Consider the following 12,331-nt stretch of genomic DNA (forward strand, 5'->3'; position numbering starts at 1 on the left):
CGCGCGTCAGCGGGTCGAGAGCAGGCCGGCGCGCTCCGGGTGGTCGCGGAACCAGTCGGCGACGTACCAGCAGACGGCCGAGATGGTGCGGTCGCCGCGCGCGGCGATCTCCTCGACAGCGCGGGCCGTGACAACAGCGGCGTAGCCGTGCCCGCGATGGAGCGGGTTCGTGAACGCGCGCGTCAGCGCGACGTCGCTGCCGTTGTCGCGGTAGTCGAGCACGCTGACCAGGTCGTCGCCGCGGCGCAGTTCGTAGCGCGAAGACGCGGCGTCGTGGGTGAAGCTGAGGTCCGTCACCGGCCCAGGCTACGCCTTCCTCGGCCGCTCGGCTCCGGATGATCGGATACGGGCAGAACGCCCAGCCACCAGCCGGACACGCCCGTCCGGTGCGGACAGAACGCTCACTCGCCCCGCAACATCCGGACAGAATGCGTCACGTTCCGTCATGTGACGACGCATTCGCCGTCACATTTGACTCGCCGCGACACGCCGGGTCATAATCTTCAACATGTCACGCAACGCAACGACCCTGTCCGCCCTGGAGGCGAACGGAGTTACCGGGAGGATGATGCCCGGTCGCGCTGACATGTGTTGTCGAATGTGCCGCTGACCCTCCGCCAGCGCTGCACGGCTCACAGGCGCTCGCCCTGAGCCCGCGAGATTCCTCGCGCACCGCCCGCCGCACCCGCGGGCACACCGCCTGATCGCACACCGGCAGGCGCCCCAGACGCACACGCCCGTTCGGGCACACACCGAAAGCATCATCATCATGTCGAACGCAGCCGTTCTCCCCCAGCAGTCCGCCGCCGCCCGCGCCCACCTGCGCGCCGTCCCCTCGATCGCCGAGCAGGAGGCCGCCCAGGCCGCCTCGTCGAGCTCGGCGCTCCCCGCTGGCACGGCACCGCGCGGTTTCGCCCTCTACGTCGGTCTCGACGAGGTCAAGGCCGCGATCGACGGCGTCGGCCTCCCCGTCCTCGTCGACGCGCTGCGCCGCACGATCGCCGACCTCGCCCCCAGCGCCGACACGTACGCCGCCGTGGCCCTCGCCCCCGAGCAGGCCGGCGGCCGCGACGTCGACGTCGTGCGCCTCGCGCTCAAGGAGCCGGGCGCGGTCCGCCGCCGCGAGCAGGAGGCGCAGAAGACCCGCACGGAGGAGGGCGTCGTCATCGACCTCTCCCGCAAGCGCGTCGTGATCGACGGCGAGCACGCGAACCTGACGTACAAGGAGTTCGAGCTGCTGCAGTACCTCGTGCTCCGCGAAGGCAGCACGATCGAGCGCTCCGAGCTGGTCGAGTCGCTCTGGCAGGCCGGCGACGACGATGCGCCCGGCGTCCGCACGATCGACGTGCACGTGCGCCGCCTGCGTTCGAAGCTCGACCGCTACCAGGACATCGTCCGCACGGTGCGCGGCGCCGGCTACCGCTTCGATCGCCACGCCGACGTCGCCGTCCGCTACGGCGCCGGCACGCCGTCGCCCGACGCCGTCTGAGTCGCCGTTCGACAGAACGCCCGCCGCCCCTCCCGGGGCCGGCGGGCGTTCTTCCGCGCGGGCCGCTGCACAACGCAGTCAGAACCCAGGCCCGTCGACGCGATTCCCGCGGAGCAGCAGGAGCAGCGCGTCGGCGCACACCCGCTGTGACTGCGTTGTGCACCGCGCACGTCGGACGACCGGCGTAACGTGAGCCGGGTGATCCGATCGTCTGCAACGCGCACGAACTCTGGTGCGCGAGCGCAGGCGCCCGCTCCCGAGCCGGGCCCGCGGCTCGAGAGCGAGTACCGGCCGAACGGCGCGCTCGACCTGATCGGCACCATCGGCGGCCTGCAGCGCGGCCCTGGCGACCCGACGCAGAAGCTCGATCGCACCGGCGGCATGGTCTGGCGGGCGACGCAGACGCCCGGGGGCGTCGCAACCCTCGCGCTGCGCCGGATGAGCGACGGCGTCGTGCGACTCGCAGCATGGGGGCCGGGGCGCGAGTGGGCGATCGCGCAGGCGCCCGCACTCTGCGGGGCCAGCGACGACTGGTCGGGGTTCGAACCGCGGCATCCGCTGCTCGCCGAAGCACTGCGCAGGAACCCCGGGCTGCGCCTCCCCCGCACCGACCTGCCCTTCGATGCCCTCGCGCAGGTCATCACGGAGCAGAAGGTCACGCTGCGGCAGGCGTTCGGCGCGTGGCGCAGCGTCGTGTCGCGCTTCGGCGAGAGGGCGCCCGGCCCGGCGCCCGAGGCGATGTTCGCGCCTCCGACGCCCGACGCCTGGCGCCGGGTGCCGTCGTGGGCGTGGCACCGCGCGGGGCTCGAACCTCCGCAGGCGCGCACGATCGTGCAGGCGGCCGAGCGCGCCCCGGCGCTCCTCCGGGCCGCGGAGGCGGACGCCGGCGGCGGGACGGCGGGAGGCGCGCACGACGGCCCCGCGACGAGGTTCGACGCCGCGGGCTCCGACGCCGGGCGGGGAGCCGCGCCCGCTCCCGCCGAGCGCCGCTTCGACCGCGCGCTGGCGAGCCTGCCGGGAGTCGGGCCCTGGACGGTCGCCGAGACGCGCATCCGGGCGTTCGGCGACCCCGACGCGGTCAGCGTGGGCGACTACCACCTGGCGCACCAGGTCGGCTACGCGCTCACGGGCAGCCGCGTCGACGACGACGGCATGCTCGAGCTGCTGGCCCCGTGGGCGGGGCACCGGCGCCGGGTCATCCAGCTGATCTGGGCATCCGGCGTGAGCGAGCCCCGCCGCGGCGCCAAGGTGCACATGGAGGACCACCGCGACCGGTGAGCCCCGGCGGCCCTGGCGCGCATCGCCGCCGGCGCAGATGACGCGTCGAGCTGCGGGCCACGACGCGCGCTTCGGCATGTGAGCGGGAGCCCTTCCGCCGGATCGCGCGGGGGGCCGCCGCGCCCGGCTCGGGTCGCGGGCGGCAGAATGGCACCATGAGTCGCCTCAAGACCCTCGGCCTCGCCCTCGCCGCGCTGGCGCTCGGCGCCGTCGTCGGCACGATCCTCGGCAGCGTGTGGCTCGGCCTGGTGATCGGGCTCATCGTGGCGATCGTCATCTTCATCTCGGGCCAGAGCGGCAGGGGCGGAAACCAGGGCGTCAACGACGAGGGCCACGGCATCGAGCTGTAGGCCGCACGGCGCCCTCCGCCGGGCCGTCGCACCGAACTGCGTGCACGTGAATACATTCCCAGGGAACTCCTAAGCTTCGGGGCCCGCCCTCGTTATCGGTTCGTTACCAACCGGACAGCCGCCCCTGCGATCCGCGCCCTCGCGCGGATCGCAGGGGCTTGCACGCCGCACGCGCCGCCGCGACGCGGAATCCGGGGATCCACCCGCTCTCACCGCCGATCCAGGCGGAGGCCAGGGAGCACACAGGCGCGGATTGAGAGAGTCTCCCGACCGCAAAAGTAACGACACGGTAACGACACATGGAACCCGGTATGACCTACGACTCCCCCCTCCCCTCGGCCTCCCCGATCTCGCCGGCGCGCGCCGCAAAGCCGCGCCGCACGCTGCGCCTCGCCGCCGTCGCCGCCCTCGTCGCGGGCGTCGCCGCCGCCGGAGCGATCGTCGCAGTCGCGCAGCCGGGCCAGGCCACGGAGGTCGCGGCGCACGCCACGCTCGCGAACGCCGAGGAGCTGCCCGCCGAGGTCACCGTCGGCACCGATGCGATCGCCGAGGCGAAGAGCGCGCTGGCGACGGCCGACAAGGCGAGCGAGGCGGCCGCCTCGAGCGTGAGCACCGAGAAGCTCGACAAGACCGCGGATGCCCTCGCCGACTACGCCGAGCTCTCCCGCGAAGACGTCGTCGGCCTCGCCGCCTCGGCGACCGAGCAGGCCGAGGCCGTCACCCAGCAGACCGCGGAGGCGGAGAAGCGCGCCGCCGAGGCCAAGAAGAAGGCCGCCGCCGAGAAGAAGGCTGCCGCGGAGGCCGCCGCCGCCGCGGAGGCGAAGATCGAGGCCGCACGCACGCCCGCCGGCGCGCAGGAGGCCGCCCGCGCGATCGCGGCGAACGAGTTCGGCTGGGGCGGCGACCAGTTCGGCTGCGTCTACAACCTGTGGCAGAAGGAATCCGGCTGGAACTACCAGGCCACCAACGCCGGCAGCGGCGCCTACGGCATCGTGCAGTCGCTGCCCGGCTCGAAGATGGCGTCGGTCGGCGCCGATTGGCAGACCAACCCGCTGACGCAGATCCGCTGGGGCCTCGGCTACATCCGCGACGCCTACGGCACCCCCTGCGCCGCGTGGGGGCACTCCCAGGCCATGAACTGGTACTGACCCTTCGGCCCGCGGCGGGCGCATCTCCGGCGTCGTCGTCGCTTGCAGTACCGAGTACAGCCGCACTCCTCCTCCTTGGAGCTGCATCCGCCGCGAACCGAAGCCGAACGGAGCGGGCGCATCTCCGGCGTCACCGCGAACCGAAGCCGAACGGAGCGGGCGCATCTCCGGCGTCGTCGCACACAAGCCACCCCGGCGACCGAGACCCCCATCATCGGTCGCCGGGGTTCCGTGCGTTCGGCTACGAGTAGTACAGCGCGACGGGGCGGCCGTCGATCTCGCGCACGTCGACGGCCGTGTCGTAGACGCGGCCGAGCACCTCGGGCGTGATGATCTCGTCGCGACCGGCATCGGCGACGATCCTGCCGTCGCGCATCGCGATGATCCGGTCGCTGTAGGTAGCCGCGAAATTGATGTCGTGCAGCACCACGACGATCTTCTTGCCGAGTTCCTCGCTCATCCGCCGCACGAGCTTCATGATCTCGGTCATGTGCTTCAGGTCGAGGTTGTTGAGCGGTTCGTCGAGCAACACGTACTTCGTGTCCTGCGCGAGCACCATGGCGATGAACGCCCGCTGCCGCTGACCGCCCGAGAGCTCGTCGAGGAACCGGTCGCGGAACCCGTCGAGATCGAGGTACGAGATGGCCTCGTCGATCTTGTCGCGGTCGACGCTGGTCAGCCGCCCCCGCGAGTGCGGGAAGCGCCCGAACTCGACGAGGTCCTGCACCGTCAGCCTCGCCGCGATCGTGTTGTCCTGGCGCAGCACCGCGATGGCGCGGGCCAGGTCGCGGCTCGGTGCCTTCGCGACGTCCATCTCGTCGATCCGGATGCTGCCGGCATCCGGATCGATCAACCGGCCGATCAGGCCGAAGAGCGTCGACTTCCCCGCCCCGTTCGGGCCGATGAGCGCCGTGACGCCCTCGTCGCCGAGCTCGAGCGAGACGTCGTCGAGCACGGTGTTGCCGTTGTAGTGCTTGCTCGCACCGTCGAGCACGATCATCGCGCCCCCTTTCGCAGAACCAGGTAGAGGAAGAACATGCCGCCGGCGAACTCGATGATCGTGGACAGCGCGCCTCCGAAGCCGAACAGCTGCTCGAGCACGATCTGCCCGCCCAACAGGCAGATCATGCCGAGGGCGACGGCGGCGGGCAGCGTCCAGCGGTGCCGGAACGAGCCGGCGTACGAGTACGCGAGGTTCGCCACGATCAGGCCGAAGAACAGGATGGGCCCGACGAGCGCCGTCGACGCGGCCACCATGACCGAGACGACCAGGAACAGCAGCATGACGAGGCGTCGGTACGCGATGCCGAGCCCGACCGCCACCGGCTCGCCGAGCGTGAGCACGTCGAGCTGGTTCAGCAGCGGCACCAGCGCGGCGCAGCCGCCGACGACCAGCACGGCCGTGAACAGCAGCAGCGTCGGGTCGGGCCGCGTCAGCGAGGCGAACATCGCGTCGGTGACGACCTGGAAGTCGAGCGGGTCGAGCATCCGCTGCATCCACTCCGTGAAGCTGCGGAAGAAGGTGCCGAGCACGATGCCGACGAGCAGCATCAGGTGGATCGAGCGGCGCTTGCCGGCGAACATCCACGTGAACAGCAGCACGCTGAAGGCGACCATCACGACGACCTGCAGCACCCACAGCATCAGGGAGTCGGCGGACAGGAACCCGCTCGCGCCGAACACGAACACCATCACGGTCGTGATGAGCCCGTAGAACGAGTCGAAGCCCATGATCGACGGGGTCAGGATGCGGTTCTGCGTGATCGTGTGGAACACGACCGTCGAGACGCCGACCGCGACCGCAACCACGGCCATCGCCGCGATCGTGAGCCCGCGGATCTTCGCGGCGAACGCATACGACCCCGGCACGTCGAAGAGCAGGTAGAAGGCGGCGAGCGCGACGACCGCGGCGCCGAGCACGCCGAGGCGCACGCCGGGCCTGGCCCACTGCTCGCGGGTGCCGGCGCGGGCCCGCGGTGCGGCGGTCCTCTCGAGAGCGTCAGTGGACACGGCTCCCCTTCCGCAGCAGCAGCCAGAGGAACAGCGCGGCGCCGATCACGCCGACGACCACCGAGAGCGGGATTTCGTACGGGAACCGCACGACGCGGGCGACGATGTCGCAGCCGAGCACGAACACGGCGCCGAGGCCGGCGACCCACGGGATCGCGCGGCGCACGTTGTCGCCGATGATCAGGCTGACGATGTTGGGCACGACGAGGCCGAGGAACGGCAGCATGCCAGCGGTGACGAGCACGGCCGACGTGATCACGGCGATCAGCACCATGCCGATCGCGACGACGTGACGGTAGTTCAGGCCGAGGTTCGTCGCGAACTCCTCACCCAGGCCGATCACGCTGAAGCGATCGGCGGCGATCCAGGCGATGATGACCATCGCACCGGCGAGCCAGAGCAACTCGTAGCGACCGCGCATCACGGTCGCGAACGAGCCCTGCGACCACGTGCCGAGCGCCTGCAGCAGGTCGAGCCGGTACGCGAAGAACGTCGTCACGGCACCGACGACGCCGCCGAGCATGATGCCGACGAGCGGCACGAGCACGAGCGATCGGACGGGAACGAACCGGATGATCCGCAGGAACACCCAGGTGCCGAGCAGGGCGAACAGCGACACCAGCACCATCCGGAGCGGGATCGGCATGCCGGGGAAGAACACGAGCGCCGCAAGCATGCCGAGCGAGCCGAACTCGGTCACGCCCGTCGTCGACGGCTCCACGAACTTGTTGCGCACGAGCATCTGCATGATGAGCCCGGCGATCGCGAGCGCGGCGCCCACGAGGACGAGCGCGAGCGTGCGGGGGAAGCGGCTGGCGGCGAGAAGGAACAGGGCGTCCTCGTCACCGGCCGCGACGGCGTCGAGCGAGACCGATTCGGAAGCACCGATCAACAGGCTCGCGCCCGAGAGCGCTACGAGGAGAACGCCGATCAGCACCCCCACCCAGGTGCGCCTGGGGCGCCGGGTGGGGGTGCTGCGCTCTGCTGTCGTCGCCGTCACGGCGATACGGGAGGCATTGCGAACGGACCTGGTGCGTTACGAGAGTGCGCCGGCCATGTCGTCGATCATGAGCTGTGTGGTCTCCAGGCCGCCGTAGACGATGTACCAAGCCGTCGGGTCGAGGTAGACGATCTGGTCCTCCTCCGCCGCCGTGGTCTGGTTCACGATGTCGTTGTCGAGCACCTCGGAGGCCGCGGCCGCGCCCTCCTCGCCGACGGCGGCGTTGCGGTCGGTGACGAACAGGTAGTCGGGGTCGTTCTGCTCGAGGAATTCGAACGACACGGGCTCGCCGTGCGTCGCCGCCTCGATGTCGTCGGTGACCGGCTGCACGCCGAACACGTCGTAGACGAGGCCGCCGCGCAGGTTGCGGCCCGAGAAGTCTCCGTTCGACGGCTTGAGCGCGCTGATCTCGTCGCCGGCGACCATGACGCTCAGGCCCGTGCCGATCTCGGCCGTCTTCTCGTTGATGTCGGCGATCTGCGCCTCGAGGTCCTCGACGGCGGCGGCCGCCTCGTCCTCCGCGCCGAGCACCTCACCGAGGAACGCGGTGTTGCGCTCGAGCGTGTCCTCGAACGAACCCTCCGACGAGAGGTTCACGGTCGGCGCGAGTTCCGAGAGGTCGTCGTACAGGCCGGCCGAACGGCCGGCGACGATGATGAGGTCGGGCTGCGACGCCTCGATCTCGACGAGGTCCGCCTCGAAGAGCGTGCCGGCGTTGATCGCGTCGTCGGCGAGGCCGTCCGCGAGGTACTCGGGAACGGAATCGAGCGGGGCGCCGGCGACGGCCGGGCCGCCGAGCGCCGTCCAGGTGTCGAGCGAGGCCATGTCGAAGATGACGACGTTCTCCGGGTCCTTCGGAACCTCGACGGTGACCTCCTCGTACACCGGCTCCTCGTCCTCGCCCGCCGTGTTGTTCTGGAACGTGAACTCGACCGTCTCGGCCGCTGCCCCGTCTTCGGAAGCGCCGTCCGCGCCGGCTTCGGCGGACTCGGATGCGCAGCCTGCGAGTGCGAGTGCGGATACCGCGACGAGGGAGAGGGTCGCGATCGGACGGTTGAAGGCCATGACTGCTCCAGCTGTGTGTATGTGATGGCGAGCGGCATCGTCGGCGCTGCGAGGGAGGACCGAGGTTAGGATATGCAAACCTTGTCGATCTGCTGGGAAGGCTACCCTAACCAAACTCGCGTTGCCAAGCCGATCCGTTTTCGATGACGCCGATCTCCGCCTCCGGGGCCGCCTTCGCTTCCCCTCCCAGGCCCTTCCCCGCCCGGACGCTCCTAGGCTGGAGGGATGACTGAACGCCTCGCAGAAGGAACCCCCGCACCCGACTTCACACTGCGGAACCAGGACGGCGAGACCGTCTCGCTGGCCGACTTCCGCGGCGAGAAGGTCGTGCTGTACTTCTACCCCGCCGCGATGACGCCCGGGTGCACGACCCAGGCGTGCGACTTCCGCGACTCGATCGCGTCGCTCGCCGGCGCCGGCTACACGGTCCTCGGCGTCTCGCGCGACGAACCCGCCAGGCTGAAGCAGTTCGCCGAGCGCGACGGGCTGACGTTCCCGCTGCTGAGCGACCCCGACCACGCCGTGCACGACGCGTATGCGACCTGGGGCGAGAAGATGAACTACGGCAAGGTCATCGAGGGCGTCATCCGGTCGACGTTCGTGATCGACGAGCAGGGCGCCATCGACAAGGCCCTTTACAACGTGAAGGCGACGGGCCACGTCGCCCGCCTGCGCAAGCAGCTCGGCATCGACGCATAGTCCGGCAGACGCACCCGTTCCCCCGCACCACACAGCACCGCTCGAGTGCGGGTGCTCCTCAGGCGACGCCGAAGAACTCCACGCCCGCGTCGCGGAAGTCGCGCGATCCGGGGGCGTTGAAGTGATTGCGGCCGGGGATCTCGAAGAACCAGCCGTCGGGCGCGCCCTCCGCCAACCGGCGCGACTGCTCGAGGATCGTGTCCTTCGACCCCGTCGCGAACAGGATGGGCTGCGGCGGCGGGTTGCCGAGATCGGGGTCGTCGGCGTCGAAGCGCATGCCCTCTGCGAGCGCGATCAGCGAGCGAAGCTCGTTGCCAGGCACGCGATCGGCGAGCTTGACGTAGTTGATCGTGTCGCGGTCGGTGACCTCGGTGCCGTGTTCGAGGTAGGCGTGCGCCTGCGCGAGGTCGATGCGGCCGAGCGGCTTGCCGTCGGGGATGCCGCCCAGCACGGCGCGATTGAGGCGGTGAGGCAGCGCCACCGCGGTGTGCCAGCCGACGCGGGCTCCGAGCGAGTAGCCGAGGTAGTGGAAATCCTCGACGAGGTGCTGGTCGAGGATCGTCTCCAGGTCGGCGACGAGGTGGTCCATCGAGAAGTCGTCCGGCTCGTGCGGCTTCTCGCTGAGGCCGTGCCCCCTCTGGTCGACGCCGAGCACGCGGAAGCCGGCGCGGGTGAGCTCGCGCACCCATCCGGTCGCCGCCCAGTTGTCGCGGCAGCTCGAGGCGAAGCCGTGCACTGCCAGCACGGTCGGGGCATCCGGATCGCCGAAAGAATAGGTCGCGAGCCGGAAGCCGTCCGAGCTCATCACGTACTGCGGGTCGGGCATCTCGGTGATGAGCGGAACGGCCATTCCCCCATTCTGCCCCTCCTCGCACATCCGGGCTCGGGCGATCGCCGGGGATTCCGCTCCGGAGGCCGGCCGTGCCCGCCCCGCCCCGCCCCGCACCGCCCCCGAGGCAGCGGATGTTTCGCGCGGCGAAACTCCCGCACGCGCCTCTAGCGGCCGAGCGCGCCCGCGCACTACGCTCAGCGAAAACGAGACGCCGGCGCCCCGGCGGCGGTGCGACGAAAAGGACGACACGTGACAGATGCGATCCAGGGCTTCCTCGATGCCGCGAGCGGCTTCGTGTGGGGGCCGTACCTGCTCATCCCCCTGCTGCTCGGCACGGGCCTGTACCTGACCATCCGGCTCGGCGGCATCCAGTTCGTCCGGCTCGGCGCGGGGCTCGGGCTGGGCCTGCTGCGTCGCCGCGACCGCGACGCCGACGGTGACATCTCGCAGTTCCAGGCGCTCACGACGGCGCTCGCGGCGACGGTCGGCACCGGCAACATCGTCGGCGTCGCGACGGCCCTCGCGGTCGGCGGCCCCGGCGCGCTGTTCTGGATGTGGATCACGGGCCTCGTCGGCATGGCCTCGAAGTACACCGAGGCGTTCCTCGGCGTGCGCTTCCGCCGCACGGACGCGGCGGGCGAGCGCAACGGCGGCCCGCAGCAGTACCTGGAGCGGGGCATCCCGAACGTGTTCGGCAAGATCCTCGCCTTCGCGTTCACGATCTTCGCCGTGCTGGCCTCGTTCGGCATCGGCAACATGACGCAGGGCAACTCGGTCTCGGCCAACCTCGAGTCGAGCTTCTCGATCCCCACGTGGGTCACGGGCATCGTCCTCACGGTCATCGCGCTCATCGTCCTCGTGGGCGGCATCAAGTCGATCGGGCGCGTCACCGCCGGCCTCGTGCCGATCATGATCGTCTTCTACGTGCTCGCCGCCCTCTACATCCTGATCGCGAACATCGGCGACGTGCCGGCGGCCCTCGGCCAGATCTTCGCCGACGCGTTCACGGGCTCCGCCGCGACCGGTGGCTTCGCCGGCTCGGCGATCATCATCGCGATCCAGATGGGTGTCGCCCGCGGCATCTTCTCGAACGAGTCGGGCATGGGCTCGGCCGCGATCGCCGCCGCCGCGGCCCAGACGAGCCACCCGGTGCGCCAGGGCCTCGTGTCGATGACGCAGACGTTCATCGACACGATCATCGTCGTCACGATGACGGGCCTCGTCATCATCACGACGGGCACGTACGCGGCCGTCGACGAGGCGGGGGATCAGCTCGATGCGGCGCTCATGACTGGCGAAGCGTTCTCGAACGGGCTCCCCGGCGAGTGGGGTCACTACATCGTCACGATCGGCCTATGCCTGTTCGCGTTCTCGACGATCCTCGGCTGGTCGTACTACGGCGAGCGCACGGCCGAGAAGCTGTTCGGGCGGCGCGCGGTGATGCCGTTCCGCGTCATCTTCTCGCTCGTCGTCTACGTCGGCTGCACCGTGCAGCTCAGCCTCGTGTGGTCCTTCTCCGACGTGATGAACGGCCTCATGGCGCTGCCGAACCTGATCGGGCTGCTCGTGCTCTCCGGCCTCGTCGCTCGCGAGACGCGCGCCTACCTGAAGCACGACCCGAAGCTGAAGGCGAGCAGGGCCGAGATCGACGCGTTCATGCAGGGCGAACCCGGGTGGGACGACTGGCGCAAGACGGAGCAGAAGGTCGAGACCCGGTAGCAGCCCGAGCCCCGTTCGGCAGTCCCGGATGCGCGATTCGCGCACCGGTGCCGCCGAGCGGGGCTGAGTACCCTCTCTCCGCGCGCGGCGCGTCGGTCACCGACGCTCGGCGGCTCGACTCACACAGGCCTGGGCGCCGCCCGTTCGGCGCGCGCGTCGCATGCCGCTACTCCGTCAGGTGTGCGGAACCGTCGAGGTCGCCCTGTGGCATGTCCGCCTCGATCAGCGCTTCGAGGAAGCGGATCACAGCGTCGCGATCTTCCGAACTCATTGCTGCCGCAGCGGTGAATCGCCGCGCGTGCTGGCGTCCGATGGTCTCGTGTGCGGAGCGGCGAGTCTCTTCGGTGACTTCGATGCAAGTGGTCCTGCGATCGGTCGGATGCGGCACCCGGACGAGGTGTCCGCCCGCAACGAGACGGTCGACCAGCTTCGTCGTCGACGCGCTCGAGATACCGACCTCCCTGGCGATGTCCTTCGGCGTCACGACGCGTTGCTGCCGTTGTGACCGGATGATCATGCGGATCGCACGCATGTCGCTCTCGTTGAGCCGCATGTAGCGCTTGGACGCTTCAGAGAGCGTTCGCGCGGCCTCCTGCCATCCGCGCAGCGCTTCCATCACGCGAACGCACTGCTCCAGTTCAGCGTCGGACAGCCGCGAGCGATCTACGAGGTCGGAATCCTTCGTGAAATAGCGCACGTCGGTCTCAGACGCTGCTCCTCGTTCTGGCTCGGCCACGATGA

The 12,331-nt window shown here is 70.3% G+C and carries 13 protein-coding genes; 6 read left to right on the top strand and 7 right to left on the bottom strand.

The window, feature by feature from the left end:
- Nucleotides 1–6: 6 nt before the first annotated feature.
- On the bottom strand, nt 7–297 hold the full coding sequence (locus C0010_RS10690; protein ID WP_105567069.1) for a GNAT family N-acetyltransferase: 291 nt from the start codon (nt 295–297) through the stop codon (nt 7–9).
- A 472-nt stretch (nt 298–769) separates the two neighbouring features.
- Here C0010_RS10690 and C0010_RS10695 point away from each other — a divergent pair, with 472 nt between their 5' ends.
- The 4 genes from C0010_RS10695 to C0010_RS10710 all read left to right on the top strand — a co-directional run bounded on the left by C0010_RS10695 (nt 770) and on the right by C0010_RS10710 (nt 4,265).
- Nucleotides 770–1,489 carry a winged helix-turn-helix domain-containing protein gene (locus C0010_RS10695; protein ID WP_105567070.1) on the top strand — a complete coding sequence of 240 codons (720 nt, stop codon included), beginning with the start codon at nt 770–772 and terminating at the stop codon, nt 1,487–1,489.
- A gap of 198 nt (nt 1,490–1,687) precedes the next feature.
- Nucleotides 1,688–2,767: a DNA-3-methyladenine glycosylase family protein gene (locus C0010_RS10700; RefSeq protein ID WP_105567071.1), complete on the top strand. Its 1,080-nt coding sequence runs from the start codon at nt 1,688–1,690 to the stop codon at nt 2,765–2,767.
- Between the two features lie 155 nt (nt 2,768–2,922).
- Nucleotides 2,923–3,117 (top strand): hypothetical protein, encoded by a 195-nt coding sequence (locus C0010_RS10705; protein ID WP_105567072.1) that lies wholly within the window; start codon nt 2,923–2,925, stop codon nt 3,115–3,117.
- 311 nt (nt 3,118–3,428) lie between these two features.
- Nucleotides 3,429–4,265: an aggregation-promoting factor C-terminal-like domain-containing protein gene (locus tag C0010_RS10710; protein ID WP_105567073.1), complete on the top strand. Its 837-nt coding sequence runs from the start codon at nt 3,429–3,431 to the stop codon at nt 4,263–4,265.
- Nucleotides 4,266–4,506: 241 nt separating this feature from the next.
- Here C0010_RS10710 and C0010_RS10715 read toward each other — a convergent pair whose 3' ends face one another.
- From C0010_RS10715 to C0010_RS10730, 4 genes are read right to left on the bottom strand one after another with little or no spacing between them, the layout of a single operon-like run.
- Complete coding sequence (locus C0010_RS10715; protein WP_105567074.1) at nt 4,507–5,265, bottom strand: iron ABC transporter ATP-binding protein; 759 nt, start codon at nt 5,263–5,265, stop codon at nt 4,507–4,509.
- Nucleotides 5,262–6,275, bottom strand: coding sequence for an iron chelate uptake ABC transporter family permease subunit (locus C0010_RS10720; protein WP_105567075.1), 1,014 nt, complete (start codon nt 6,273–6,275; stop codon nt 5,262–5,264). Before C0010_RS10720 ends, C0010_RS10715 begins: the two co-directional genes overlap by 4 nt.
- The gene (locus tag C0010_RS10725; RefSeq protein ID WP_105567076.1) at nt 6,265–7,275 is read right to left on the bottom strand and encodes an ABC transporter permease; all 1,011 of its coding nucleotides are present in this window, start codon (nt 7,273–7,275) and stop codon (nt 6,265–6,267) included. Before C0010_RS10725 ends, C0010_RS10720 begins: the two co-directional genes overlap by 11 nt.
- A 36-nt stretch (nt 7,276–7,311) precedes the next feature.
- Complete coding sequence (locus C0010_RS10730) at nt 7,312–8,340, bottom strand: siderophore ABC transporter substrate-binding protein (protein WP_105567077.1); 1,029 nt, start codon at nt 8,338–8,340, stop codon at nt 7,312–7,314.
- A gap of 225 nt (nt 8,341–8,565) precedes the next feature.
- On the opposite strand from C0010_RS10730, the gene bcp reads away from it, so the two are divergent.
- Nucleotides 8,566–9,039 carry a thioredoxin-dependent thiol peroxidase gene (gene bcp, locus C0010_RS10735; protein WP_105567078.1) on the top strand — a complete coding sequence of 158 codons (474 nt, stop codon included), beginning with the start codon at nt 8,566–8,568 and terminating at the stop codon, nt 9,037–9,039.
- Between the two features lie 58 nt (nt 9,040–9,097).
- On the opposite strand, the gene C0010_RS10740 is transcribed toward bcp, so the two are convergent.
- Nucleotides 9,098–9,889, bottom strand: coding sequence for an alpha/beta fold hydrolase (locus tag C0010_RS10740; protein WP_105567079.1), 792 nt, complete (start codon nt 9,887–9,889; stop codon nt 9,098–9,100).
- A gap of 231 nt (nt 9,890–10,120) precedes the next feature.
- Between C0010_RS10740 and C0010_RS10745 the strand changes: the two genes are divergently transcribed.
- Complete coding sequence (locus C0010_RS10745; RefSeq protein ID WP_105567080.1) at nt 10,121–11,590, top strand: alanine/glycine:cation symporter family protein; 1,470 nt, start codon at nt 10,121–10,123, stop codon at nt 11,588–11,590.
- Between the two features lie 166 nt (nt 11,591–11,756).
- Here C0010_RS10745 and C0010_RS10750 read toward each other — a convergent pair whose 3' ends face one another.
- Complete coding sequence (locus C0010_RS10750) at nt 11,757–12,326, bottom strand: MarR family winged helix-turn-helix transcriptional regulator (protein WP_232531915.1); 570 nt, start codon at nt 12,324–12,326, stop codon at nt 11,757–11,759.
- Nucleotides 12,327–12,331 lie beyond the last annotated feature (5 nt).

This window comes from Microbacterium halophytorum, assembly GCF_002970975.1.
Lineage (GTDB): Bacteria > Actinomycetota > Actinomycetes > Actinomycetales > Microbacteriaceae > Microbacterium > Microbacterium halophytorum.